The 24,924-nt window shown below is 49.1% G+C and carries 26 protein-coding genes and 1 other annotated feature (1 of these 27 only partly in view); all 26 genes read right to left on the reverse strand.

From position 1 onward, the window contains the following. Nucleotides 1-112: a binding site (T-box leader), on the reverse strand (it extends 102 nt beyond the left edge of the window). A gap of 48 nt (nt 113-160) precedes the next feature. Next, nucleotides 161-673 carry a DivIVA domain-containing protein gene (locus GIW82_RS04540; protein ID WP_154748697.1) on the reverse strand — a complete coding sequence of 171 codons (513 nt, stop codon included), beginning with the start codon at nt 671-673 and terminating at the stop codon, nt 161-163. A gap of 127 nt (nt 674-800) precedes the next feature. After that, on the reverse strand, nt 801-1,586 hold the full coding sequence (locus GIW82_RS04545; RefSeq protein ID WP_154748698.1) for a YlmH family RNA-binding protein: 786 nt from the start codon (nt 1,584-1,586) through the stop codon (nt 801-803). A gap of 62 nt (nt 1,587-1,648) precedes the next feature. Then, the gene (locus GIW82_RS04550; RefSeq protein WP_154748699.1) at nt 1,649-1,912 is read right to left on the reverse strand and encodes a YggT family protein; all 264 of its coding nucleotides are present in this window, start codon (nt 1,910-1,912) and stop codon (nt 1,649-1,651) included. A gap of 21 nt (nt 1,913-1,933) precedes the next feature. Beyond that, the gene (locus GIW82_RS04555) at nt 1,934-2,419 is read right to left on the reverse strand and encodes a cell division protein SepF (RefSeq protein ID WP_154748700.1); all 486 of its coding nucleotides are present in this window, start codon (nt 2,417-2,419) and stop codon (nt 1,934-1,936) included. Then, a complete protein-coding gene (locus GIW82_RS04560) occupies nt 2,416-3,087 on the reverse strand; it encodes a YggS family pyridoxal phosphate-dependent enzyme (RefSeq protein ID WP_154748701.1) in 672 nt (223 codons plus the stop codon). Before GIW82_RS04560 ends, GIW82_RS04555 begins: the two co-directional genes overlap by 4 nt. Nucleotides 3,088-4,262: 1,175 nt before the next feature. Then, entirely contained in the window at nt 4,263-5,447 is a 1,185-nt protein-coding gene (ftsZ, locus tag GIW82_RS04565; protein WP_154748702.1) for a cell division protein FtsZ, read from the reverse strand. Nucleotides 5,448-5,500: 53 nt separating this feature from the next. Then, nucleotides 5,501-6,775: a cell division protein FtsA gene (gene ftsA / locus GIW82_RS04570; protein WP_154748703.1), complete on the reverse strand. Its 1,275-nt coding sequence runs from the start codon at nt 6,773-6,775 to the stop codon at nt 5,501-5,503. Between the two features lie 110 nt (nt 6,776-6,885). Continuing rightward, nucleotides 6,886-7,248, reverse strand: a complete 363-nt coding sequence (locus tag GIW82_RS04575) for a small basic family protein (RefSeq protein ID WP_154748704.1) — start codon at nt 7,246-7,248, stop codon at nt 6,886-6,888. Between the two features lie 2 nt (nt 7,249-7,250). Beyond that, complete coding sequence (locus tag GIW82_RS04580) at nt 7,251-7,967, reverse strand: DUF881 domain-containing protein (protein WP_154748705.1); 717 nt, start codon at nt 7,965-7,967, stop codon at nt 7,251-7,253. Between the two features lie 16 nt (nt 7,968-7,983). Continuing rightward, on the reverse strand, nt 7,984-8,724 hold the full coding sequence (locus GIW82_RS04585; protein WP_370456001.1) for a DUF881 domain-containing protein: 741 nt from the start codon (nt 8,722-8,724) through the stop codon (nt 7,984-7,986). After that, on the reverse strand, nt 8,684-9,496 hold the full coding sequence (locus GIW82_RS04590; RefSeq protein WP_154748707.1) for a cell division protein FtsQ/DivIB: 813 nt from the start codon (nt 9,494-9,496) through the stop codon (nt 8,684-8,686). Before GIW82_RS04590 ends, GIW82_RS04585 begins: the two co-directional genes overlap by 41 nt. Nucleotides 9,497-9,528: 32 nt before the next feature. Then, a complete protein-coding gene (gene murD / locus GIW82_RS04595) occupies nt 9,529-10,890 on the reverse strand; it encodes a UDP-N-acetylmuramoyl-L-alanine--D-glutamate ligase (protein WP_154748708.1) in 1,362 nt (453 codons plus the stop codon). After that, a complete protein-coding gene (mraY, locus tag GIW82_RS04600) occupies nt 10,891-11,859 on the reverse strand; it encodes a phospho-N-acetylmuramoyl-pentapeptide-transferase (RefSeq protein WP_154748709.1) in 969 nt (322 codons plus the stop codon). It abuts the gene before it with no gap. A gap of 25 nt (nt 11,860-11,884) precedes the next feature. Next, on the reverse strand, nt 11,885-14,137 hold the full coding sequence (locus GIW82_RS04605) for a penicillin-binding protein (protein ID WP_154748710.1): 2,253 nt from the start codon (nt 14,135-14,137) through the stop codon (nt 11,885-11,887). Beyond that, a complete protein-coding gene (ftsL, locus tag GIW82_RS04610; RefSeq protein WP_154748711.1) occupies nt 14,134-14,496 on the reverse strand; it encodes a cell division protein FtsL in 363 nt (120 codons plus the stop codon). Before ftsL ends, GIW82_RS04605 begins: the two co-directional genes overlap by 4 nt. Nucleotides 14,497-14,543: 47 nt before the next feature. Further along, on the reverse strand, nt 14,544-15,476 hold the full coding sequence (gene rsmH, locus GIW82_RS04615) for a 16S rRNA (cytosine(1402)-N(4))-methyltransferase RsmH (protein WP_154748712.1): 933 nt from the start codon (nt 15,474-15,476) through the stop codon (nt 14,544-14,546). A 26-nt stretch (nt 15,477-15,502) separates the two neighbouring features. Beyond that, the gene (mraZ, locus tag GIW82_RS04620) at nt 15,503-15,934 is read right to left on the reverse strand and encodes a division/cell wall cluster transcriptional repressor MraZ (protein ID WP_154748713.1); all 432 of its coding nucleotides are present in this window, start codon (nt 15,932-15,934) and stop codon (nt 15,503-15,505) included. A 149-nt stretch (nt 15,935-16,083) separates the two neighbouring features. Then, a complete protein-coding gene (gene bshC / locus GIW82_RS04625) occupies nt 16,084-17,703 on the reverse strand; it encodes a bacillithiol biosynthesis cysteine-adding enzyme BshC (protein ID WP_154748714.1) in 1,620 nt (539 codons plus the stop codon). 75 nt (nt 17,704-17,778) lie between these two features. After that, nucleotides 17,779-18,156 carry a DUF3397 family protein gene (locus tag GIW82_RS04630; protein ID WP_154748715.1) on the reverse strand — a complete coding sequence of 126 codons (378 nt, stop codon included), beginning with the start codon at nt 18,154-18,156 and terminating at the stop codon, nt 17,779-17,781. A gap of 4 nt (nt 18,157-18,160) precedes the next feature. Next, nucleotides 18,161-19,018: a ketopantoate reductase family protein gene (locus GIW82_RS04635; RefSeq protein ID WP_195913939.1), complete on the reverse strand. Its 858-nt coding sequence runs from the start codon at nt 19,016-19,018 to the stop codon at nt 18,161-18,163. Nucleotides 19,019-19,113: 95 nt separating this feature from the next. After that, a complete protein-coding gene (locus tag GIW82_RS04640) occupies nt 19,114-20,664 on the reverse strand; it encodes an acyl-CoA carboxylase subunit beta (protein ID WP_154748717.1) in 1,551 nt (516 codons plus the stop codon). Between the two features lie 29 nt (nt 20,665-20,693). Next, nucleotides 20,694-20,909, reverse strand: a complete 216-nt coding sequence (locus GIW82_RS04645) for an acyl-CoA carboxylase biotin carboxyl carrier protein subunit (protein WP_154748718.1) — start codon at nt 20,907-20,909, stop codon at nt 20,694-20,696. Beyond that, the gene (locus GIW82_RS04650; RefSeq protein WP_154748719.1) at nt 20,906-22,255 is read right to left on the reverse strand and encodes an acetyl-CoA carboxylase biotin carboxylase subunit; all 1,350 of its coding nucleotides are present in this window, start codon (nt 22,253-22,255) and stop codon (nt 20,906-20,908) included. Before GIW82_RS04650 ends, GIW82_RS04645 begins: the two co-directional genes overlap by 4 nt. A 1,062-nt stretch (nt 22,256-23,317) precedes the next feature. Continuing rightward, nucleotides 23,318-24,073: an enoyl-CoA hydratase/isomerase family protein gene (locus tag GIW82_RS04655; protein WP_154748720.1), complete on the reverse strand. Its 756-nt coding sequence runs from the start codon at nt 24,071-24,073 to the stop codon at nt 23,318-23,320. 97 nt (nt 24,074-24,170) lie between these two features. Beyond that, on the reverse strand, nt 24,171-24,344 hold the full coding sequence (rpmF, locus tag GIW82_RS04660; RefSeq protein ID WP_154748721.1) for a 50S ribosomal protein L32: 174 nt from the start codon (nt 24,342-24,344) through the stop codon (nt 24,171-24,173). 24 nt (nt 24,345-24,368) lie between these two features. Further along, nucleotides 24,369-24,902: a YceD family protein gene (locus tag GIW82_RS04665; RefSeq protein ID WP_154748722.1), complete on the reverse strand. Its 534-nt coding sequence runs from the start codon at nt 24,900-24,902 to the stop codon at nt 24,369-24,371. Nucleotides 24,903-24,924: the final 22 nt, after the last annotated feature.

The following is a 24,924-nucleotide window of genomic DNA, read 5'->3' on the forward strand; positions in this document are numbered from 1 at the left end:
TTCGCCGCTTCTGCTCAGGAGTGATCTTTTCCTGCTGGCCATACCGGACTCACACTATCCCCGGTTCGCTAAATTGGCTGAAAGCTGGAAACATCTCCGTCTTCGCGTTTTCAATGTATGTCGTTATTATAAAGACTGACAGGGTAACTCGTCAAGCTTGTTAATCTTCTTCTTGTTCTTCCAGACGTTCGAGGTTGGTCGTATCCAGATCGTACTCCATCAACGTTTCCCAATCATCTGTATCGATCAGATCCAACTGTGCTTCCACAAGCATCTTGAAGCGGTTGCGGAATACTTTCGATTGCTTCTTCAGTTCTTCGATTTCCATCGCGATGCGACGAGCTTTCGTCAGGCTTTCGTTGACGATCCGGTCAGCATTCTTCTCTGCTTCCCGCACGATCAGCTTCGCTTCTTTTTGGGAATTGCGACGGACTTCTTCAGCAGCTTCCTGTGCGACGACGATCGACTTGTGCAACGTCTCTTCGATGTTCGTGAAATGGCCGACACGTTCGTCCGTCTGCTTCAGACGTTCTTCCAATTCCTTTTTCTCTTTGATCAGCCCTTCGTAATCTTTGATGATCTGATCGAGAAACTCGTTCACTTCATCTTCGTTGTATCCGCGAAATCCTCGGCCGAACTCTTTATTATGTATATCCAGCGGTGATAATGGCATTTCATGCACCTCTCCTTGCCTCAGCTTCTTTACCCTTCATTATACAGTCCTTCAAGTGAAATATCAGTATATTTTTATATTTATTGTAGCAATTCACCCGGCAAGTCACGAAAACTCGCCGGATTCATCAGCCTTTCGGTACCAGCCTGCCAATTTGCAGACGGATTTTGTCTTTTCTCGTCCGCCCTTCGATGGCAAGGACTTTCACACGCCCTAACCCGCGAACCGAGATCAAGTCGGATTCCTGCAGTTCGAATGCTGGCTGCTCCTGCACAGTCCAGTTCACTTTCGCTTTGCCGCCATGAATGTAAGCCGACGCCTTTTGGCGGGAGATCTTGAAGACCGAGCTCATAACCGTGTCGAGGCGCAGGGAAGACACCGTGTCCGTCTCCTCCGCCCATTCCTCGTGCACTTGAATGAAGTTCTCTGCACCCTCCACTTGCTTCAGCTGGACTTTGACGTTCTTCGCACTGACGAAGTTAGCTTCGAGATAAGACTGGATTTCGGCTGCGACCGCGAATTGCACTTGCTCATTCTCAATGCGGATGTCGCCGTACTTCCCGCGGTCCAGCCCGAGCGACATGAGCGACCCCAGAATATCCGGGTGCTCCAGGCTTACGAACTTCGCAGGGTACTTGAGCTCCAGCATGACCAGCTGGAAATCTTCCGGCTGCGGCTCATAATAAGACGGGTACAACAGCAGACGTTCCCGTTCAGGATCTTGAAATAAACCGGCCGAAGCGATTTTCACATCCGACGAACCGACGACCGACTGGACGATGAAGCGTTGACGAGGATCCAGGAAGTCGGTCAACTTTGGTGTATACCGATCCTCCACTTCGATGATCCAACCCGCCACTTGCTCGATGAATGGCTGCTCTTCTTTACGGAAGTGCTGAAATAGTGACTCCATTTTTAAAATCTCCTTTGTGACGATTCACTTAGTTACAGAAAAAACCCCACAAGAGTGAGGTTTTAGATGAATGTGCGAAACACGACGATCAACCCTTGGCTCGCCAAGTTCAATGCAAAGATTGCAATGATCGGTGAAAAATCGATCATGCCGATCGGTGGTATAATCCTCCGGAAAATATCCAAGTACGGATCTGTAAGTCTGGAAAGCAATTGACCAAAGCTGGATTCCTTCGCATTCGGCAGCCAGCTGAGTAAAATGCTGGCGATGAGGATATACGTATATATTTGGACTGCGTATAAAATAAGATTCAATAAAGCGATCATTGGGAAGTCATACACCTCTTTTTATTGTTGGTCATCGTAATAGAAATCTGAAATAGCTCCGTCCACTTCGACTGTATCGGGAACACATAGGAAGATGTCCGTACCGATACGTTGAATATCGCCGCCAAGGGCATAGACAGTTCCGCTCAGAAAGTCGATGATACGCAAGCCTTGGTCTTTTTCAATCCGTTGGAGGTTGACGACGACCGCGCGTTTGTTCTTCAAGCTCTCTGCAATGTCCTGAGCTTCCGAATAGACGCGCGGCTCAGCTAGCGTGACTTTCGCAGATTTGCTAGCGCTTTGTAAACTCACCAAATTCGGTGGAGCAGCATTTGTATGCTCAACAGGTTTCGGACGCCGTTCTTTCGGTGCCTTCCGCAACTGTTCCTGTTGGGTTACTGGTGCTTTTTCCTGTCGTACTGCTGGTTGTTGCTTCTGTGATTGGGGTTCAGCTTCTTCATAATCATCCATGTAGAAATAGTTTTTGAATTTGTCTATGATGCTCATCCCTCTACCTCACTTTCCGTTCCTACCAGTGCCGTGCCGATCCGGACATATGAAGCGCCTTCTTCAGCAGCGATTATATAATCGCCGGACATCCCCATCGAACATTCTGTACACGGAGCATGGTCCCAAGCCTTCTCGGCAATCTCCATCTGCAGTTTCTTCAGGCCACTGAACACTTGGCGGATCAGTCCTTCGTCTTCTGAAATCGGAGCCATGGTCATCAAGCCGATCACTTGGATTTTGTCGAAATCGGCGAGCGACCGAACAAATTCCACCGCTTCTTCAGCTGGGACTCCGCTTTTTGATTCTTCACCGGAAACGTTGACTTGTACGAAGCAGCGAACTGCTTTCTCCGCACGTTTCTGAATTTCTTTCGCTAAGCTTAGCCGGTCTAATGAATGCAAGAAATCAATTTCATTGATGATGTCTTTTACTTTGCGTGTTTGCAAATTGCCGATGAAGTGCCAGTCGACACTCGCGTGGATCGCTTCGCGTTTCTGCAAAAGGCCAGCAGGGCGGTTTTCGCCAAGATGTATGATGCCAGCGTCTACAGCTTCCTGCGTGCGCTCATTCCCGACTTGCTTTGTAACGGCGATCACTTGGATGCCTGGGTTGATTTGATTGAGTTGCTCGGTTATGTTTTCGAATTTCGATTTGATCGTTTCCATCATTTCACTACTTTTCTTGTCATAATTTCCATGCGTAGCTCATTTAGCGTGAGAGGTCCTGTCCTCACAGCAAGCTCACTTTATTGTACCAATATCATTGTCATTTATCAATTATGTGTGCATTGGAAATCTAGCGGGGTGGTGGGAAGAGGGAGATCGGATGTCGCATGGGAATTCGCTGCGTCGCTTCGGACAGGGCTCCCGAAAGAAGCCAAGCTGAGGGACGCTTGTCGTCTTCCTCCGCCCAGTCCAAACCACCTCCTCCGCTGAGAGTGTGGGAGAAATGATGATAAGATGTCATTTCCATTTTATTCTAATGCTGGTGTTGCGTTAAATGTTTGGGCGGCTGACTGCGTAGGCCGCTGTGGTTCTGATGGGGAATGCGGAAAAGTCATTTGGGTGTCGCATGGGAATTCGCTGCGTCGCTTCGGACAGGGCTCCCGGAAGAAGCCAAGCTGAGGGACACTTGTCGTCTTCCTCCACCCAGTCCAAACCACCCCCTCCGCTGAGAGTGTGGGAGAAATGGTGATGAGATGTCATTTTCATTTTATTCTAATGCTGGTGTTGCGTTAAATGTTTGGGCGGCTGACTGCGTAGGCCGCCGCTCTCAGTTGATTTTATGTGTAAAAGTTATCGGGAGCGCATCATTATTGATCACTTCTTATCCAGCATCGCATTGTAACTAAAAATTGATGATATTTGACGAGATGATCAGAAGATACGCCAAATATATCCGGCTTGCTCATTATTAAGTGTGAAAAACTTGAGTCGACATTAGAATGCCACGAGTCACAACTAAATTTAAAATGAGAATTCCCTGAGCTTGCCCACTAATATCTGACACCTTCTGGTAGAAAGCGACAAAGGCAGCTAGGCTCGATTCATCCAAATCATCCGAATTCTATCCCACTCCCCTTCTCGAACGAGCTGAGCCGAAATGGAGGAGCGAGTGTGCCGGAGACTTAGAGTGTTGCCGAGACCCCGCAGGTTGCGCAGCGACCGAGGAGACTCGGCGACGCTCCTCCAGCACGCGAGCTCTGAAATGGAGGTCAGCCAGTCTCCTCTCCCTCCCCCATCGAAGTCAACCAATCTCCTTTTCCTCTTTCTCTCCAAAACAAAAAACCACCTACTCCGTCAATACACTGACGGAGTAGGTGGTTTCAATTCCACTTGAATTAGCGTCTTCTGCGGTTGCGCAGGAATGTTGGGATGTCTAGTGCGTCTTCCTGTTGGCGTTCCTGGCGCTGTGGCTCTTGTTGGTAAGTCGGAGCCTGCTCTTCACGTTGTGGCTGCTGGCTTTCTCTGCGCTGTTCGCGAATCGGAGCCTGCTGCTGTTGCGGTTGAGCTTGTTGGCGTCCTCCGCCGAAACCAGTTGCACGAGGCTGTCTGACACCTGGCTGCAATTGTTCTTCGGAGAAACCAGTCGCGATGACCGTGACGATGATTTCGTCTTTCAAGTTATCGTTGATGACCGAGCCGAAGATCATGTTGACATCTTCATCCGATGCAGAAGCGACGATGTCGGCTGCTTCTTGTACTTCATATAGGCTCAAGTTCGATCCGCCCGTTATGTTCATGAGAACACCTTTCGCGCCGTCGACTGAAACTTCAAGTAGTGGGCTGGATACTGCTTTTTTCGCGGCTTCCGAAGCACGGTTCTCGCCTGAAGAGACACCAATGCCCATCAATGCAGAACCTTTGTTGGACATGATTGTCTTCACGTCTGCGAAGTCAAGGTTGATTAATCCTGGGACTGCGATCAAGTCGGAGATGCCTTGAACACCTTGGCGAAGAACATTGTCCGCTTCGCGGAATGCTTCAAGCATCGGTGTGTTTTTGTCGACGATTTCAAGAAGACGGTCGTTCGGGATGACGATCAATGTATCGACCGATTCCTTCATTGTACCGATTCCTGTGATTGCTTGTGTCGACCGCTTGCGACCTTCGAATGTGAATGGACGCGTCACGACACCTACCGTCAATGCGCCAAGATCTTTTGCGATTTGAGCGATGACCGGTGCAGCACCTGTACCAGTTCCTCCGCCCATACCAGCTGTAACGAAGACCATGTCTGCACCGCGAAGTGCTTCTTCGATCTGCTCTTTACTTTCTTCAGCCGCTTTTTTACCGACTTCAGGATTAGCACCGGCACCAAGGCCGCGTGTCAATTTCCCTCCGATTTGCAAACGGACTTCCGCTTTCGACAAGTTGAGTGCTTGTGCATCCGTGTTGACTGCGATGAATTCCACACCTTGGACTCCATGTTCGATCATCCGGTTGACAGCGTTGTTTCCGCCGCCGCCGACACCGATTACTTTAATAACTGCAAGTGCATCTATTGCTGTATCGAATTCCAACATTCTATTTTCCTCCCAAGTTTGATCTGCTTTTTCAAGCTTATGTCAAAGTGATTTTATTCGAAGAAACGGTCAAACATCTTTTTAGCTTTCGTGACGACGCCTTCACCATTATTTTTCGCTTTTTTCTGTTTAACCGGTTTAGAAGGTTCGAAGTCGTAAGCTTCCTGCTCCACGCTTACGCCCGTATCATAACCGTAAAACAGATCTTCGTCATATGCATGTCTGATCAACCCGACGGCTGTCGTGTATTTTGGTTCGCGTACGCCGATGTATTCAGGTTCGAATAAACGGACACGTGTCTGCATAATCGTGCGGGCCAGTTCTTGAATTCCTTCGAGCTTCGCCATGCCGCCAGTCAAGACGACGCCTCCTGGAAGGTCTTGCACACCCATTGCATATAATTCATCCAAAATCAGTTCGAAAAGTTCTTCCAGGCGAACCCCGATTATTTCAGATATGTATTTTTGGCTGTATTGTTCTTTCGTGCCGGATCCGATGACAGGGACTTCGAACAGTTCGTCTTCAGAAGCATCGTCGTAAAAAGCATGACCATACTGGAGTTTGATTTGTTCTGCCTGTTCCGCCGGCGTTTTCAAGACGATGGACAAATCTTTCGTCACATTGTCCCCACCGACCGGAATCATCGATGCTGCACGAAGATGTCCGTCTTGGAAGAAAGCGAGTGACGTAGATCCGCCCCCGATGTCGATCAAGACAGTCCCGTGATTCTTCTCATCTTCCGTCAATGCATATTCACCAGCAACGTAAGGCTGCATGTAGATTTCTCTGATTTCAAGGCCTGCACGCTCTACACAGCGTAACACATTATGCAGGATCGTTTTGGAAGTCGTCACCATCGTACCGTCCATTTCGAGACGGATGCCGATCATGCCGCGCGGATCATTGATTTCATCCTGCCCATCCACAATGTACTGCTCACGGACCACGTTGACGATTTCACGTTCAGGCGGGATGGAAATCACTTGTGCCGCATCCAATACGCGGTATAGGTCATCGTTCGTCACTTCACGATTTTCATTATTGACTGCGACTACCCCTTTGACCGGGTGTATTTGAACTTGATTGGCAGGAATTCCTAGCACCACTTCGCGGATGGACGTTCCTACCATTCGTTCTGCCTGTTCCACCGCTTTTTTAATGGATTGCACCGTTGCATCTATATCAACAATCGCACCTTTTTTAATTCCACTCGATTTAACATTCCCGACTCCAATAACATGTACTGAGTTTCCAGCCATTTCTCCAATCAATACTTTTATCGAAGAAGAGCCGATATCCAAACTCACATATAATTCTGATTGATTCAATCCACGGCACCTCCTTAAGTTAAACTATAGGTTCTGTTAATACCATTCTATTGTAATTCCCTTGCCTTGTCTAAGAAAATTCGCAGACTTTGCAATTTCGTGTATAATTTTTAAGATAATTCTGTTTGTGTCTTCTTTTTCGCCCATTTTTCCAAGAGCATCCGCCGAATTACAGCGATATTCTGGAACAACCTGACTCCAAAAGCAAATACTGCTGCTAAGTAAAGATCGACTCCGAGATGCACTCCAAGGAATGCAAGACTCGCCGCCAATACAATATTGAAGAAAAAACCCGAAACGAAGATTTTATCATCGTAGACATTTTGTAGATGTGCCCGAATACCGCCAATCAATGTATCCAACGAGGCAAGTACGGCGATCGACAAGTAGTTCGTATAAGCTGATGGAATCTGGATGTCCGTCAATAAGCCAAGGGCGGCGCCGAGGAATAGGCCCAATATCGGTAGCCACATCCTTATTCCTCCTCTGCCAGCTGAAGTACGGAGAGGTTCAACTCTCCTTCATAAGCCGGGATGGTGATCTGGTGTTGCGGTTTGGATACTTCGACGCTCAAGTTATCGATATACAAGTCCTGGATGATTGGGGACACGACAAGCTGGTTGTAGAGCCGCTCTATGTCTTCTTCCGATTCAGCAGCCACTAAGATCTCAAATGGCGGGCTCGTCAGCGGAAGTGTATTGATTGTGGTCGTCCCATTGATGTACCGAATTGCCGTCGAATTGATGATGCGCTGACCATCGACCGACACTTGGGCATCCACCGTCCGATTGATTTCGTTCAGGAAACGGCTCAGCATGTCTGGTGCAATCTGTTCGATCTCCAGGCCTAATGCGACCGCTTCCAATGACGGCTTGATCATCACTTCGAGTCCTGGTCCTGACTGCTCGGTCAAACCAGCTTCATTGCGTAGTTTTTCGATTGTTTCTTTCAATGCCTGCTCTGGGCTTTCGCTTGCGACCGCTCCGTAATTATCGAGGGTCTCGTCCGCCAAGCTGATTTCCGATAATAATTCAGAGTGGAGCTGCTTCTCTTGCGTAAGCTCCTGCCTAATTTCCCACACACCCCGGACTTCACGTGGATCCGTCCCATTAACAGTATTGTACTGGGTCGACATCATCAAACCGATGATGAATAGGATTCCTGCAAAATACGCCAAGGATTTGTTTTTCATGCAACTCCCCCCTCAATTATGATTCTGTCAGTAAAGCAGGCATCGAGATCGTCTGACTTTGTTCGAGTGTGACGACTAAGTTGTCGTTGACGAGCTGATCCAGCACACCACCGTTCAACTGCATCGCCGCAGCGAGTACATCCGCTTTACCGATCGCTTCGATAATGAAAGGAGCCGGGTGTTGAATGCCATCGACTGTGATGACTGGTCCAGTGCATACGATGTAAGAATTACCATCGATGCGCTGACCGTTGATCGCAATCGCTTGGGCGCCCGAAATATTCAATTCATTGATCACTTGGAATATATGACCTTCGTGGACGATGAAATCGTTCGGATTCAAGTTGCCGGTTCCATAATCGGCGTCGTTCAAGACCACGCGCAACCCTTCGCCTTGAATCGGCATATCGCCGAGCCATAAGCGAAGTTGTTCAGCCTCCAACGCATAGTTCGCAAAGTCTTCTTCATTTTCGGAGAAATCCTGCTCGTACTCTTGCACCAAGGCTTGCTTGTCCTGCAGCTCTTCACGCAATTCTTTATTGCGCTCCTGCTGTTCGATCAGTTGTTCACGGAAATATTCTTCCTGCCCGAAATATTCCCCGCCTGTATACTCCTCTTCATCGCTTCCCGATCCCGACAAGTTATAAGAATAGGCTAAGATGAAGCCGAGGACGATAAAGGCGATCGTAAACAAAATGGATTTTCTGGATTTCTTTTTATTCGGGGTCTGTGTCCTCGAATTCTTCAACTGCTTCACCTTCTAATGGTTCCTCTTCTGGTAGTCCATCCCCATACACTTCATCGAAGGAGCGGAAAAAGACCCCTACTTCCATATCGAAAATCCCTTTCTGCCCGTCCTCCAATTGTGAGACGACAGATGGATAATAATTCAATTTCTCAGCAAGCGTTCCCATGACAATCTGGACTTCATTGCCGTCGGTCATATAGAGGGTCATATAGACACTTCCCTCGATTCTATCTGTTTCGACGATCTGCGAGATCAATTGGTAGGACGAGGAATTGAGGTTGCTCAACTGTACTGCCAGCTTCTCACGGCTTTCCTCGTCTTCGAAGCCGGTGATAACCGGTCCATCGATCTTTTCCACAGGTTCATCCGATGCGTATCCATTGGCCAGTAATGATTGAAACCCTCCGCCGCGTTCAAGGAAGCCGATCGGTTCGAATTCCTCGATAGTGATGGCGACGTTCGTCAACCAGTCCTTTTGCACGTCAGCCTTATCGACCCATGGCAACTGCTCCAGTTCCTTTTTGATGTCCGCCTCACTGAATGACCACATGGAATCTCCGGGTGAAAGCCCACTTTCCGTTATATACCGCTGCTCTTCGTAAAGAACCGCACCGTCGACCGAGATCTCTTGAATTTCACTATACGGCGTTTGACTATAGATCAATACAGCAAGCAAAAGCAGAAAAAGGAACAACAGTGCAACGAATTTGCGATTGGTTCTTTTTTTCCGCCGCTCTCGGAGTGACGGGATGCGTTCTTCGATGTCGATCACTTTGTCCATAATGGCTGCTCCTTCTTTTGGATCCCGACCGTTCAATTACCGGCGGTCAGTTTTTTGACGGCATCAATGAAAGCATCTCCACGAATTTCGAAGCTCTCATATTGATCCCAGCTGGCACAGGCCGGGGAAAGTAAAATGGTGTCCCCTGCCTCCGACAAGGCAATCGCTTTTTCGACAGCTTCTTCCATGCCTTCTACGGATATGGTGTCCCCCACCCCGCAGCTCTTACCGAATTCCGTGAAACGTTCAGCAGTTTCTCCGAATGTCACAAGTGCTTTCACACGGTTCATATATGGGCGCATCTCTTCGATCGAATGATTCCGTTCCAAGCCGCCTGCAAGCAAGACGATGTTTCCTGAAAATGCTTCGAGCGCTGATTTCGTTGCCAGCGCATTCGTCGCTTTGGAATCGTTGTAGAATTTTCTTCCACGCCAGTCCACGATGAACTGTGAACGGTGCTTCACACCGGTAAAGGACGTCAGAACACGTTGAATGGTTTCCACTGTCCCGCCCCAAAGTAATGCTGCAGCAGTTGCTGCCAAGATATTCTCCAAGTTATGCTGACCTGCCAGCAAGATTTTCCTGCGTTCGATCAGCGGTTTTCCTTGCCAGTATACGCACTGGTCATCCGCACTGATATGCTCCTCGGTCCGTCCTTTCATTGTGAAAGGGACGAGCTTTGCAACAGACTGTTCAGCATGGGCCACGACTGCCGGTTGATCAGCGTTATAAATGAGCAGATCGTCCGGTGTTTGGTTTTTCGTGATATTCAATTTCGATTCATGGTAATCTTCACGGCTGTCATGGTAGTCGAGGTGTGCATCATATAAGTTCGTCAAGATGGCGATGTCCGGGCGGAACTGCTCGGTCCCTTTCAATTGGAAGGAAGAGAGTTCCGTAACGATGACGTTGTCAGGTGTCGCCAGTTCAGCGACGCCACTCGCCACCGTTCCTATATTCCCTGCAATCAACGGTTTCTTCGCATCCTGGTTCAGCATATGGAAAAGCAGCGTTGTCGTCGTTGTCTTGCCGTTGGATCCTGTGACACCGATGAAAGGCGCCTCACTAATCAAGTAAGCAAGCTCCACTTCTGTCCAAACTGGAATATTCCGCTCCATCGCCGTTTGGACAAGTGCGTTCGTATACGGGATTCCAGGATTTTTGACGACCAGTTCAAAGCCCTCGTCAAGCAAGTCTTCGGGGTGACGGCCGCAAATGACCGTGATTCCCATGTTCAATAAGTTCTGTGCTTCCGGATTGTCTTCGAACGGCTTCGCGTCGTTGACTGTCACGAAAGCGCCGAGCTTATGAAGGATGCGTGCAGCGGTCAAACCACTCTTCGCGAGTCCCAGTACCAATACTTTCTTCTGTTGAACTTGTGGTACTTGTTTCAATTAGATTCCCCCCAATCCGATAGCAATCATTGCGGCCATTAAGCCGACAAACCAGAAAATGAGTACGACTTTCCATTCGGACCAGCCGCTCAATTCGAAATGATGGTGAATCGGACTCATCTTGAAAATCCGTTTTTTGCGGATTTTGAAGCTACCGACCTGTAAAATGACTGATAATGTTTCGATGACGAAGACGAGTCCAATGAGCAATAGCAGCAATTCCTGTTTCAACAGAACCGAAACCATTGCTAGTGCTCCACCGAGTGCGAGTGAACCTGTATCTCCCATGAAAACTTTTGCCGGAAACTTGTTGAAGATCAAGAAGCCGAGTAGTGCACCTGCCACTGCGAATGTGAAGAGTGCGACGCCGAGCTGATCTTGCTGAATCGCAATCCAGCCGAATGTTGCAAATGCGATCGAAGCTGTCCCGGCCACGAGTCCATCAAGTCCATCGGTAAGATTGACTGCGTTGGAGAAGCCGACGAGCCAAAAAATCAGGAACAAGACGTAGATGACAGACAAATCGATTTCCCATGAAGTGAATGGAATCCCGATATTCGTGTCGAATCCGAGTGTGCGCAGAAGGAAGAACGCGATGATCGCGATGACGATCTGTCCGATCAGCTTCTGCAAAGACGTCAAGCCGAGGTTCCGCTTGAATGCGACTTTGATGAAATCATCGAGGAAACCGATGAGTCCGAAGCCGATCAAGACCAGCAACAGTACCCAGATTTCTGCAGTCAAGACTTCCGCATACATGGATGCTGCGACGACCGAAACGAGAATCGCCAATAAATAAGCGATTCCCCCCATCGTCGGTGTCCCCGTTTTTGCCATATGTGATTGTGGACCTTCTTCACGGATGCTTTGTCCGAATTTCATCCGTCTGAGCATCGGGATGAAAGCCGGAACCAAGATTGCACTCAGGACGAATGCAAGACCGAATGCCATTAAAATATACACGTTCATAAATAGAGCTCCTTTTACTTAATTCCTATTCGTTGTCTTCAGATCCAGTGCCTTCCGCTTCTTCCCCTTCAGGCGCTAGTGACTCGGGGTCCCCTTCAGGACCATCGAGCATCTGATTTTTATATGCATCTTCCGGCGTCTGTAATTGGATGACAATCGGCTCACCGTTCGTGATGATCGTTCCGGCGGACAGACTTTGTCCGCTTGCATACCCTTCGCCTGCAATTTCCAATGATAATCCGCTCAAGCTCTGGAATGCAAGCAATTCCCGCTTCGACCAGCCAGTGAAGTCCGGTAATTGGACCGCCCCAGCCGTTCGCAGTATGATTGTGCCGTTTTCGACCATTTGCTGTCCGTTTGCCGGGTATTGCGTCTCCACTGATCCGCCTTCACCGATCACCACTGTCTGCATGCCTGCTTCCGTCAGTTCCCTTGCGACTTCTCCGGATGGACGTCCGCTGTAGTCGGCAATTTCGATCGTTCTGACTTCCTCGATGTTTTCAGGCTCGATGTTCAAATGCTTCAAGCCATTTTCCATCACCGGTTTGAACACTTTCGAAACCGGGATCGATCCATACTCTGTCGGAGGAAGATTCGGCTGCTGCACAGCTACGTACATGAGAAGCTCCGGATCGTCCGCTGGTGCCATGCCGAGGAAGGAGTAGAGAAAGTTCCCATTCCCACGCATATACTTGCCATTTGGACCTGGAATCTCTGCAGTACCTGTCTTACCGGCAACAGTATAATCCTGCAAGGCAAAACCTTGTGCCGAACCGACTTCTCCGGTAACCGTCGACGCCATGACTTCCAATACTTCAGCTGCTGTTTCCGCTGAGATCGGCTGTCCGGCTGATTCCGGCTCATTCTTCGTCGTGACTTCTCCGGTTTCCGGGTTGACGATTTCATCGATGACATAAGGTTTCATCATCTCACCGCCATTGGCAATCGCTGTCGCCGCCTGAACCATCTGGATCGGTGTAACCGTCGACCCTTGTCCGTATGTCAACGTCAACGTTTCACTTGCATATTGATCGAGTAGCTTGCCGGACGCTTCATTCGGCAAGTCGATCCCGGTTTTTTGGCCAAAGCCGAATGCATCGATATACTGTCGGAACCTCTCTGGACCGATCCGTTCCAGCAAATACGCCATCGAAACGTTTGATGAACGCTGGAAGCCTTCCAGGAATGTAATCGACCCCCACCCTTTACGGCCGTTATGGTCACCGATCGTATCTGGCCCGAGTTTATATGTCCCGGACTCGTACCATGCGTTCGGATCCCACTTGCCTTCTTCGATCGCTGATGCGAGCGTGAATACTTTCATCGGCGATCCTGGTTCGATCGTCAGCTCGATGCTTTCGTTCAACCAGTTTTCAGACAGCCCTTCCCGTGTGTTCGGGTTGAATGTAGGACGTTGGGACATCGCGAGGATCTCCCCGGTCTTCGGATCTGCGATGACCGCGATCATACGTGTCGGTGAATATTCCTCTTGTACACTCGACATCGCGTCTTCCAGGAAGTTCTGGAGCGTGCGGTCAAGTGTCAGGCGGACGTTCGAACCGTTGATCGCTTCTTCGACAACTGCTTCATCATTCGGCAACAGGAAGCCCCAGTTATCCGTATTGAAGACCATTTTACCATCCGTACCGGTCAGGACTTCATCATATGTCGATTCGAGCCCCATCTTCCCTTTCGTCTTCAACGTGCCATCTTCAAGTTCTTCCTTCATCGCAAAACCGACGAGATGAGAAGCGAAGATGCCGTTCGGATAAAGACGCTTGAGGTTTTGCACGAAAAGGATTCCTGGCAACTTCTCCTCCTCCATCTCAAGCATTTTCGTATGGCTGATCTCTCTGCCGGCTGTTCCGAACTCCACTTGGTAACGTTCGTTGTTGACCCCGTTTTGCAAAGTCTCTCTTACGCTCTCATATGAAATCCCGAGATATTCAGAAAGTGCGCTGGCAGTCTTGTCATAATCCGTTACGTGGCGCTGTGTCTTGGAATTACCGGTCGCTGATTCATCGAGGACTGCGACCAGCTTGTACGTCAGCGTGTCTTCCGCAATGACATCACCGTTGCGGTCGAGGATCTTCCCGCGTTCGGCTTTCAAATGTTCTTCTTGGCTATATCTTGCAGCGGCTTTGGCAGCCAGTTCCTGTCCTTCAGCCTGTCCAGTTGCCTGAATCGTCACAATTCGCGTCAATAAAATGAAAAAGAGCCCTGCAAATAGTAAAAATAGCAGAAAGGCTCCCCATTGAAATCGAAACTTCTTCTTCATTGTCTCGGCACTACCTTTACATTTTGATCATTTAGTTTTAAACCACTTTCCTTTGCTTTCGACCAAATGCGTTCATAACGTGAAAGTTCGCTCACTTGAACAGACAAATCCGTATTCTGTTTCATTTTCTCATCGATAGAATTTTCAATTGTTTGGATTTCCTGTGAGGCTGCCTGAATAGTAGCTTGATTCTGTAAAATCAAGACTGCACATAGGACGAAAGCCGCCAGGAAAGACAAATAAAGCACCTTTTCGCCTTTTGTAATCCAAATATTCTTTTTTCGTACCGGTTGCCGCTCCGGTTGTTGAGGAACGGCCGGCTGTTGGATATAATTTTCTCTTCTTGCATGCAACGCCATGTGAACACGCCCTTATTCTCAGTTTTTTGTCTCTATACTTTATCTCTTTATTTCTTCTCTGCAATTCGCAATTTTGCTGATCGTGATCGATTGTTGACTTCCAATTCTTCTTCAGAAGGCAAGATCGGCTTGCGTGTGACCAGTTTCATTTCCGGCTCCATCCCCTCGGGAATGACTGGAAGGTTCGGTGGAAGATCCGGTAATGATGACGCTTCTTTGAAAATCGTCTTCGTGATCCGATCTTCCAGCGAGTGGAAAGTGATGACACTGATGCGCCCACCTGGATTCAAAATGGATATCGCTTGCTTCAAGGAACTTTCGGCTGCGCCGAGTTCGTCGTTGACCGCAATGCGGATTGCTTGGAATACGCGTTTAGCTGGATGCCCGCCCGTTCTTCTTGCTGGGGCTGGAATTCCGTCCTTGATGCATTCGACAAGCTGTCCTGTCGTTTCGATCGGTGCTTTTTCGCGTGTCGCTTCGATTTTACGGGCAATCTGCTTGGAAAATTTCTCTTCTCCGTAGCGGTAGAAAATCCGTACGAGATCTTCAAACGGCCACTCGTTGACCACTTCGTAAGCGCTTAATCCTGCCGACTGATCCATTCGCATATCGAGTGGTGCGTCGTGGTGATAGCTGAATCCGCGTTCAGGCGTATCCAGTTGTGGGGAGGAAACACCCAAGTCGTACAGGATGCCGTCCACTCCTTCGACTCCGCGCATTTCAAGCTCCTCTTTCAGGAATTTGAAGTTCGCACGGATAAACGTGATTTTATGTATATAATCCTTCAGCTTCTCTGCTGCATGTTCTATCGCTGTCAAGTCTTGGTCAAAACAATAAAGGTGACCTTCGTCTGAAAGTTGCCTCACTAAATACTCACTATGTCCCGCCCCGCCAAGCGTACAGTCTACGTAAATACCGTCAGGGCGAACGTTCAGTCCATCAACTGTTTCCTTGAGCAAAACCGTGGTGTGCTGGAACAATCCATTCCCTCCGTTCAATCAAACATTTAAAAATCAAAGTCCACTAAGCTTTCAGCGATCTCATTGAATGAGTTCTCCGATTGTGCGAAGTAATCATCCCACGCATCTTTCGCCCATATTTCAAATCGATTGGAGACGCCAAGTATGATGCATTCCTTCTCCAACTTCGCATAGGAGACGAGGGTCGTAGGTAAATTGACACGCCCCTGCTTGTCGAAGTCCACTTCGGTCGCACCCGAGAAAAAGAAGCGGGTGAACGCGCGAGCGTCTTTTTTCGTGACAGGCAGATCTTTCAATTTCTCTTCGATCTTCTCCCACTCTTCCATTGTGTAACCGAACAAGCATTGGTCCAAGCCTCGGGTAATGACAAAATGATCCCCGAGCTGTTCACGGAATTTAGCCGGTATAATTAACCGTCCTTTTGAATCAACACTATGTTGAAACTCCCCCATGAACATAACCTTCACCCCGCTTATTGTACTTAATGTACCACAATCCCCCACTTCCCACCACTTGTTTTTATAATATTTCATGAATGTTACAGATAAATGTTTCATAACAGCTTCTTGAGACGAAAAAAAGCCTGCCGCAGCAGACTTTTCTGTTTCTACAAGTAGATGATTTTGTGGTTTTTGTCATATTTGAAATCTAAACGGCTCAGGCACTTCACTAAGTCCGGCCCCCACTCGTTCAAATAGACGAACGGTGTGAAGATTCGTTCCTGCAAGCTGTTCTCCGGAACGAGTTCCTGCTCCAGTAGCGCGTAATGCCTGAACTCCGTTTGATTCTGCAGGAGCACTTGCTCTTCCAATTTGTCTGAGAGAAAGTCCAGTTGCTTCGTATGCAGCTGTAGGTTCTTCGCAAGTACTGGCTGTAGTCCTTTACTCACTTCCCGGAAATCTGCTTCGAGTAATTCGTACTGCCGATCGAGGTAAGCGCGCATGTCAGAAATGCGTTGCTCCGCTTCCTTCTCACGATGCCGGTCGTACAATTCCGCTCGTAAGTGGGGGAGTTTCCCACCTTGTACGACATCTATGAAAGTCAGGTCGTATTTCTCGAGCAGTGAAGCTGTCTGGCGATTGATGATCGTCATCCCAAGACGCGGCATGATGACCGGCAATTCCATGCTGAACAGTTCGAACGTCTGCTTCAGTGCTGCCCAATATGCGATCTCTCCTGGTCCGCCGATGAACGATAGCACCGGAAAGACCATTTCTTGCATTAGAGGACGCGTCACGACGTTATTGCTGAGGCGTTCCGGCGTGTTCGCCGCGATCTCAAGCAGCTCTTCTTTCGTGAAACGGAGACTTCCTTCGTTCCCGACAAAATCTGCGCCGTCACGCTGTAGCAATACCCGCTCTTCATTCGCAATGATGAACAAGTTGGCCGACTGCGGATCCGCTCCCATCACTGCCGGGTAGCCAAGCTCTTTCAAGCGCGCTTCCGTTTCGACGACACGCGCAGCGATTTCGTCATTCCGCTCGATCATCTTCTGGAAGTACGCCGACTCGTAACGTCGGAGTGCAGGGTTCGCTGCATCGATATACAGCAAGCCTTCATGACCGAAGAATTCGTTCAGATAACGTTCGAAGAAATCCGTGTAGCTTGTGGATGCTTCCAGGAATTCGAAGCACTGTTCTTGCAGCGCTTTCGAATACGCCGTTTCCGGCAAGCTTCTGAAGTAAACCGTCAAATAGGACTTCATTTGTTCTTTGTCCAGCTCGACAGTGGATGCCGTTTTCTTACCGTATTGGTAGTGAGGCACATTGAGCTTATCCGTCCGCCCGTCTGTCTTCATATAGAAGTGGCTGATCTCGGCAAGGTCGTGGTCTTCGCCAGCAATCCAAAAGACCGGGACGACAGGTCGGTTCAACTTCGCAGCTGCTTCCTTCGCCAAGACAAGCGTGGAAATCGCTTTGTGGACCGTGTAGAGCGGTCCTGTCAGAAGACCCGCCTGCTGTCCTGCGATGATGACTGGTGCGCCTTGTACGAATGCCTCGAGGTTTTTAGCGGCTTCGTCGGTCATTCCGTTCTTTTGCATGCCTTCTTCCATGACACGCGCAAGGGCGGGACGATCCACTGGATGATCCGCTAACACTTCCAGCCGCTGCTCAAATGCCGACAGCTCCGGCGGATAAGAGAAAAACGGCATTAATTTTGTATTTTGATTTATGTAGTGTTCCATCAATACGCTGGAGGGTTTTAGGTATTGCTCTTCAAGCTTCATGAAATTATCCCCTTTTTTCTATGCATTCATCCTAACTATAGCAGAACCGTATGGGGATGAAAAAAAATCAGCCTGTCAAACAAATCGGATGATCATGAAAATAAGGCCACCGATCCAAACCGCTGCATAAATGATGGACAGCAGCAGGAAAAGAATACGCCACGTCTTCCGTAAATATGTGGAGATTTTGAGTTCCTTCGTCCGTTTCCGTTCGAGGAACAGCAGACCGATCGCCAATAAGATCGCACCGTAAACCAGCCAGATCCCGATCGAGATACCCCAGATCGCCTCGATCGAAATCGGAATCGAGAAAAACAGCACCAATGTGGTGACATCTGCGGCGATGCCGAATGCGCGCTTGCCGAGCCAGCGCCTGAGAACAGCGAATACAATGATGAAAACTAAAATTGGGACAATGATCAACGTCCCCGCCAGCACTTGTAAAATTTCCATAGACTCATTCCTCTGTCGATTTTAATAGGTGATACAACGTCCGCAGCAGTGGCAAGTTCTCAGGAGCTCTCGAAATCGTGTAGTGCAGAATCGTATCGAGCTCCATCTTCCGTCCCGCCTGCCTGTCCGCGCGCATCGAAGAGTGATTTTCCGCCGTGGCAGCACAAAGCGCCGTCACTTCCTCGAACGGCAGCATCTCTTCGATTTCCGGGAACGCACCGTAAAGCTCCATGTAAAGGGCTTTCATTAATGTATAAGCATGGACATTCGTCAGCAATTCACCGTTCTTGATCCCCATCAACGCCGTCAATGGATTGATCATGCAGTTGACTAATGTTTTACGGAACAGCAGTCGGTCGACGTCATCGTGCCAGTGCACTCCGATGCTCTCGTCACTAAGCAGCGGCGCGAAATCTTCCCCTGTGCCGTGAACAGCCGCAATTTGGATGCGTCCCGCCCCGGCATGAGTGATTTCATTGTCTGCAATCTTTTTCACACCATGTTCCACACTGCCTGCAGCAATACGTGCGTTATGTAGTCGTGAAAGCTGCTCCAAATGCAGCATGCCGTTCTGCAGGAACACGAGTGGCTGCTCGGGACAGTGTGAGATGATTTCCGGAATCACTTCGGCAAGGTGCGGCTGCTTCACGGTCACGAAGACGAATGCTTTCCGGTCGATCTTCGCATAATCCGTCAGCGCTTCCACGCGGAATTCCGAGCCGTCGCGAATGAGCCCCTGATAGGTAATCAAGTCCGCTTGCTCCTGCCGCTTCGCCACCACTTGCACGGTCGCCCCTTTCTCCGCGAAAAGAGTTGCCAGCAGCATTCCCACCGCTCCGGCCCCGATGATCGTGACTTTCATAATTTCCCCTCCCGGCAATGGCATTGTCAAAAGTTTCTCCACATTTTTTGTGCTAAAAAAGCCTGCCTATAAGGCAGACTTTGTTGTTTGTATCATTATACAGGAAATACTCCGTGTTTTCGATACGGCATCGGCAATTCTTTCGTTGCATAATAGCCGAGACGCGTCGACAACACACTGCGCAATTCAGAAGGCGCGATGATTTCGTCGATGATCAGCTCGGAAGCCAATTTGTAAATATCGATTTCTTCTTTGTACTCCTGATGTTTTTGCTGAACGTATTTCAAGCGCTCTTTCGGATCCTCGATCGCTTCGATCTTGTTCGAGTACACCGCGTTGACTGCTGCTTCCGGCCCCATTACTGCAATTTGTGCAGTTGGAAGCGCGATGCAGACGTCCGGCTCGAACGCAGGACCCGCCATTGCATAAAGTCCGGCACCGTATGCTTTACGCACAACGACCGAAATTTTCGGTACAGAAGCTGAGCTCATCGCAGCGATGAACTTCGCGCCGTGGCGGATGATGCCCGCACGTTCAACTTTCGTTCCGATCATGAAGCCTGGTACATCCGCAAGGAACAGGAGCGGAATCGAGAACGCGTCACAAAGTGAAATGAATTTCGCGCCTTTGTCAGCTGAGTCGCCGAACAATACGCCACCTTTCACTTTCGGTTGGTTCGCCAAGATACCGACAACTTGCCCATCGATGCGTGCAAGACCAGTTACTAGCTCTCCAGCAAACAACTTCTTAATTTCGAAGAAGCTGCCTTCGTCAATCAACTGATCGATCAGCTCATACATATCGAATGGTGCGTTCTGGTTCTCTGGAATGATTTCTTCCAGCGTACGACCAGCAACTGCAGCTTTCGCTTCCAACACTTCCGGCTTCACAGCGAAGTTCGACGGGAAGTATGCCATGTAACGGCGTGCTTCCGCGATTGCTTCCTCTTCCGTCGAAACGAGTACATCACCCACACCACTTACTGTACAGTGCATGCGTGCGCCGCCCATCTCTTCAAGTGAAACTTTCTCGCCGATAACTTTCTCAGCCATCCGTGGAGAACCAAGGTACATCGAAGCGTTGCCTTCGACCATGATAACGATATCACAAAATGCCGGAATGTATGCGCCACCAGCCGCAGATGGGCCGAACAGCAGACAAACTTGCGGCACCATGCCCGACATACGGACTTGGTTGTGGAAAATGCGTCCTGCACCGCGGCGGTTCGGGAACATATCCAACTGGTCTGTAATACGCGCACCAGCTGAATCCACAAGGTACAGCATCGGCACTTGCATCTTCTCAGCCGTTTCCTGGATGCGGATGATTTTCTCGACCGTCCTCGAACCCCATGATCCTGCTTTGACAGTCGAGTCGTTCGCCATGACACAAACCGTTTCGCCGTTAACTTTACCGATCGCCGTCACAACGCCGTCAGCCGGCAAGTCGCCAGCTTCAACGTTCGCAAAACGGCCGTCCTCCACATATTCGCCATCATCGAACAATAAACGCAGGCGATCGCGGACAAACAGTTTATTGCTTTCTTTCATTTTCTCATGATACTTCTGCTGACCCCCAGCGAAGATCGATGAAAGCTTTTCCTGCAGTCTATCGTTATACCCTTTTGTTTCAGTCGTGTTCGTCATGTCGTTACCCCCTTGTTTCAACGTTCTCCTTATTCTCCCAAAGTAAGCAGTGTATCTTCTTCGTTGACGAATGCGCCGACTTCAACGTGTACTTTCTCGACTTTGCCGTCTTTTTCAGCTTCTACCGGGATTTCCATTTTCATTGACTCAAGTGTCAAAACTGCTTGCCCTTTTGTCACTGTGTCCCCTTCTGCTACCAATACGTTCAATACTGTACCTGCCATCGATGCTTTCAATTCATTCATGATTGTTGTGCCTCCTTTTTAGTTATGAGCCATTCGGCCAATGATGCAGTCGTATAATCGCCTGCTTCAAATATTTGTGATTCTGTGAACTCGCGGAACAGTGGCAAGTTCGTCTTGACCCCAGCAATATCCGTCTGCGCGAAAAATTCATGTGATTTGTTCAATGCTTCTTCACGACTTGCTCCTGTGATGATCACTTTCGCAATCATCGGATCGTAAAACGGTGTGACACGGTTGCCCGCTTCATAACCTGTCTCGATGCGTGCATCCTCGCCCCAAGTGATGCGCTCGAGTAATCCTGGTGAAGGCATGAAGGTTTTTGGATCTTCGGCATAAATCCGGTATTCAATCGCGTGGTTGTCCGCTTGGATCGTTTCTTGTGGTGGAAGCGATTCTCCGCGTGCCACGTTGATTTGCCATTCGACAAGATCGAAGCCCGTAATTTCTTCCGTAACCGGATGCTCAACTTGAAGACGCGTGTTCATTTCCAGGAAATAGAAGTTACTGTCTTCGTCTAAGATGAACTCAACTGTTCCGGCGTTCGTATATCCGACCGCTTTCGCTGCTTGAACAGCCGCTTCGCAAAGTTCCGTCCGCACGTTACCAGCGAGTGCCGGTGACGGTGCTTCTTCGATCACTTTTTGATTGCGCCGCTGCACAGAGCAGTTGCGTTCAAATAGATGAACGACACCCCCCGATGCATCTCCGAACACTTGTACTTCGATGTGACGCGCGGTTTGAATGAATTTCTCCAGGAACACGACATCGTCCCCGAAGTATGCTTTCGCACGGTTTTTGACGGATTCGAATTGTTGACTGAGCGCTTGCTCATTTTCACAGCGTACCATTCCGATTCCGCCGCCGCCCGCACTTGCTTTCAGCATGACCGGATACCCGATCCGCTTGGCTTCTATGACCGCTTCTTCCAAAGAACGTACCCCTTCTTCCGTTCCTGGAACAACCGGTACGCCAGCAGCGATCATCGTCCGCCGTGCTTCAATCTTGTCGCCCATCTTCTCGATGATGTGTGAAGCTGGTCCGACAAAGATCATTCCTGCTTCTTCTACTTTCCGTGCGAAGTCCGCATTTTCGGAAAGCAGGCCGTACCCCGGATGGATTGCATCCGCATTGCGCTGTTTCGCTTGTTCGATAATTTTGTCCGCCTGTAAGTAAGACTGGACAACGGGATTCGGCCCAATAAGTACCGATTCGGTCGCTTCTGACACGTAAGGCAGTTCCCCATCCGCTTCAGAGTGTACAGCGATCGTTTCGATGCCAAGCCGGTTGCATGTCCGGATAATCCGGCGTGCGATTTCCCCTCGGTTCGCGATCAATATTTTTTTCATACAGGAAATACCCCCTATCATTTCTCCCCCTATAGCATATACGAAATTTGTAAGCGATTTCAACTATTCAAAGAAAATTTTATATTAGGACTGATTTTTGGAGAGTTTCTTTGAGTGATTGGGGACTGTCGGGATTGACTAAATCAGAGTCCGGCTGACCTCCATTCCAGAGATCGTGAGTTGGAGGCGCGGTACCGAGCCTCCTCGGTCGCTTGCGCAACCTGCGGGGTCTCAGGTTAGCTTTACCTCTCCGACACGCTCACTCTTCCATTCCGGCTCAGCTCGTTCGATAACGGGAGTTTTATGGAATTACAGGGAGTGGGAATATCCCTGCATAGAGTGCCTTCGTCGCTTCCTACTAGAAGGTGTCGGTTAGTATCAGTCGGGATTGATCATAACTGAGCTGGTGTTTCATGTGTTTGGAGACAAGAGATCCGCTGACAAGGGAAGACGAATAGGATTTTTGTGATTTGGATGAATCCGGTGTAGTAGCCTTCATCACTTTCGATTAGAAAGTGTCGAAGGGTAGCGGGTGAGTTCAGGAGGCTATCCTTTTTGGATTTTACATCGACTTATCCAAGTGAAAAGAGGTTTTCTTGGCCAATATCGCATTTCATCAGTTTTATATCGCACTTCACGTGTTGGATATCGCATTTCATGAGCTCCATATCGCACTTCGAGCACTTGATATCGCATTTCACCAGATTCAATGATTTTCACACTAATCAATAACTCTTGATAAAATAAGAAAGCCCTTTTCCTTTCCACGTACTAAATAAGAACCCCGGCGGCCTACGCAGTCAGCCGCCCGAACATTCAACTCAACACCAACAGTAGAAAGAAATGCTTCCGATCACTCACCACCACTTCTCCCACATCCTCAGCGGAGGAGATGATTTGGACTGAGCGGAGGAAGAAGCTAAGCGTTCCTCTAGCTTAGCTTCTTCCGGGAGCCCTGTCCGAAGCGACGCAGCGGATTCCTAAGCGACACCCTCACCCCACAGCCACAACTCCACCCATATAAAAAAAGAAGCCGATTGCTCGGCTCCTCCATCTCGCACTTCACTTTTTCCCTTTTGACAAAAAGCGATCAACCGCTTCATGGTGTGCGTCTTGTGCCCACAAGTATGCATTCGTCCGAATTTCTTCGTCCACTCGAGCCTTCAAGCCCGACTGCTCCCACTTGCGGATCGCCATCGCCTTGTATGCGCGGTGAACCTCCGGCAACGTCTTCTTCATCTGCTCCAAAAAGCGGTCGATATCTGCTTCAGACTCAATGATCTCGGTCGCCCAGCCACTCGCGTAAAGCTGATCAGCTGTATAAGGCACCGCTTCCGTCACCATCTTCATCGCTTGCGAATGTTGGATCGCATCGAACAGGTACGTGCCGCCACCCCAGCCGCTGGTCATAGCAAGACGGCCCTGGATAAAGCCGCCTTTCGCGTGAGACCAGACGAGGCGGTGATCACATGCTGTAGCAAGCTCGCAACCGCCACCGACAGCCGTTCCATTGATGAGTGCGATAGTTGGCACCGGCAGCGTCTTAATGCCGTACAAGGCGTCTCCGACACGTTTGAGCATCGGGTATGCCTGCTCTTCCGTGCGCAGCGCGTGGAAAACGGAGAGATCCCCGCCGGAGCAAAAAGCTTGCTTGCCTGCGCCTGTAATGATGACGAGGCGAATCGTTTCGTCTTGTGCGACCTGCTGTGTCAACAATTCCAAGCCTTCCGTCACTTCGTCGTTGATCGCGTTCCGGATTTCCGGGCGATCGATCGTAAAGGTCATTATGCCTTCTTCTACTTTGATGTGGTAAGCCATTCCCTGACACTCCAATCAATTATGTATGGATTTTGGATAGAGAAAAAGGCTATCGAGAGCCATGGCCTCTCAATAGCCTTCACTAGCAAATACTGAATTACTTGCTAACTACTTCTTTACCTTTGTATGTTCCGCATTCTTTGCAGACGCGGTGAGCCAATTTCATTTCGCCACAGCTTGGGCACGCTACCATACCAGGTACGGATAGCTTGAAATGTGTTCGGCGCTGTCTTTTAGCAGTTTTGGATGTTCTTCTGAACGGTACAGCCATTTGTGACACCTCCTTACGATGATTCTATTCATCTAGCTGATCGAAATACTTTGCTAATTCAGCAAGTCTTGGATCCGGTTTTTTTTGTGCTTCTTCTTTCTCGGCTTTCAATTGTTCATCGGTTGAATAGGACCAGTCCTTGCCGCCTTTGATCTCAGCTTGGTCAGCCCCTTCCTTATACACCTGCATCGGAATTTCAAGCATGATGAGTTCTTCCAGGAGTGGGGTCAAGTCGATGACATCCCCTGTCACTGCATGGACGTTCTCATTTGCTCCTTCGACAGCCATTCCTGACCAGTCGTAGACTTCCACTGTCTCGATGTCGATCGGATATTCAACGTCTTCCCAAGTCCTTGCACAAGGTAAGATCAGCGTCCCTGAAAGATGGAGCTGGCACGTCATGTTTTTCGAACCAATTGTACATAACCCTGTCACTTGTACAGGAGAAATGCTTCGAACGTCATTGCTGCGTTCTTTTATCGAATCCAGAAGGACCGTCTCATCAATTGGCATTCCGTCTTTTTGGTACTTTTGGAGCTGTTGGACAGCTATTTTCAATGTAAATCACCTCAAGACAACA

Source organism: Planomicrobium sp. YIM 101495, from assembly GCF_009707665.1.
Classification (GTDB): domain Bacteria; phylum Bacillota; class Bacilli; order Bacillales_A; family Planococcaceae; genus Planococcus.

What these genes read in the sequence shown, in the direction of transcription:
- ftsL (WP_154748711.1), bottom strand. Translation starts at nt 14,496, where the DNA reads ATGGCGTTGCATGCAAGAAGAGAAAATTATATCCAACAGCCGGCCGTT.
- GIW82_RS04630 (WP_154748715.1), bottom strand. Translation starts at nt 18,156, where the DNA reads ATGGAAATTTTACAAGTGCTGGCGGGGACGTTGATCATTGTCCCAATT.
- GIW82_RS04560 (WP_154748701.1), bottom strand. Translation starts at nt 3,087, where the DNA reads ATGGAAACGATCAAATCGAAATTCGAAAACATAACCGAGCAACTCAAT.
- mraY (WP_154748709.1), bottom strand. Translation starts at nt 11,859, where the DNA reads ATGAACGTGTATATTTTAATGGCATTCGGTCTTGCATTCGTCCTGAGT.
- GIW82_RS04545 (WP_154748698.1), bottom strand. Translation starts at nt 1,586, where the DNA reads ATGGAGTCACTATTTCAGCACTTCCGTAAAGAAGAGCAGCCATTCATC.
- GIW82_RS04575 (WP_154748704.1), bottom strand. Translation starts at nt 7,248, where the DNA reads ATGTGGCTACCGATATTGGGCCTATTCCTCGGCGCCGCCCTTGGCTTA.
- mraZ (WP_154748713.1), bottom strand. Translation starts at nt 15,934, where the DNA reads ATGTTCATGGGGGAGTTTCAACATAGTGTTGATTCAAAAGGACGGTTA.
- GIW82_RS04540 (WP_154748697.1), bottom strand. Translation starts at nt 673, where the DNA reads ATGCCATTATCACCGCTGGATATACATAATAAAGAGTTCGGCCGAGGA.
- ftsZ (WP_154748702.1), bottom strand. Translation starts at nt 5,447, where the DNA reads ATGTTGGAATTCGATACAGCAATAGATGCACTTGCAGTTATTAAAGTA.
- bshC (WP_154748714.1), bottom strand. Translation starts at nt 17,703, where the DNA reads ATGAAGCTTGAAGAGCAATACCTAAAACCCTCCAGCGTATTGATGGAA.
- GIW82_RS04655 (WP_154748720.1), bottom strand. Translation starts at nt 24,073, where the DNA reads ATGGCTTACCACATCAAAGTAGAAGAAGGCATAATGACCTTTACGATC.
- GIW82_RS04640 (WP_154748717.1), bottom strand. Translation starts at nt 20,664, where the DNA reads ATGACGAACACGACTGAAACAAAAGGGTATAACGATAGACTGCAGGAA.
- GIW82_RS04650 (WP_154748719.1), bottom strand. Translation starts at nt 22,255, where the DNA reads ATGAAAAAAATATTGATCGCGAACCGAGGGGAAATCGCACGCCGGATT.
- GIW82_RS04635 (WP_195913939.1), bottom strand. Translation starts at nt 19,018, where the DNA reads ATGAAAGTCACGATCATCGGGGCCGGAGCGGTGGGAATGCTGCTGGCA.
- GIW82_RS04645 (WP_154748718.1), bottom strand. Translation starts at nt 20,909, where the DNA reads ATGAATGAATTGAAAGCATCGATGGCAGGTACAGTATTGAACGTATTG.
- rpmF (WP_154748721.1), bottom strand. Translation starts at nt 24,344, where the DNA reads ATGGCTGTACCGTTCAGAAGAACATCCAAAACTGCTAAAAGACAGCGC.
- GIW82_RS04580 (WP_154748705.1), bottom strand. Translation starts at nt 7,967, where the DNA reads ATGAAAAACAAATCCTTGGCGTATTTTGCAGGAATCCTATTCATCATC.
- GIW82_RS04605 (WP_154748710.1), bottom strand. Translation starts at nt 14,137, where the DNA reads ATGAAGAAGAAGTTTCGATTTCAATGGGGAGCCTTTCTGCTATTTTTA.
- GIW82_RS04590 (WP_154748707.1), bottom strand. Translation starts at nt 9,496, where the DNA reads ATGGACAAAGTGATCGACATCGAAGAACGCATCCCGTCACTCCGAGAG.
- GIW82_RS04550 (WP_154748699.1), bottom strand. Translation starts at nt 1,912, where the DNA reads ATGATCGCTTTATTGAATCTTATTTTATACGCAGTCCAAATATATACG.
- GIW82_RS04555 (WP_154748700.1), bottom strand. Translation starts at nt 2,419, where the DNA reads ATGAGCATCATAGACAAATTCAAAAACTATTTCTACATGGATGATTAT.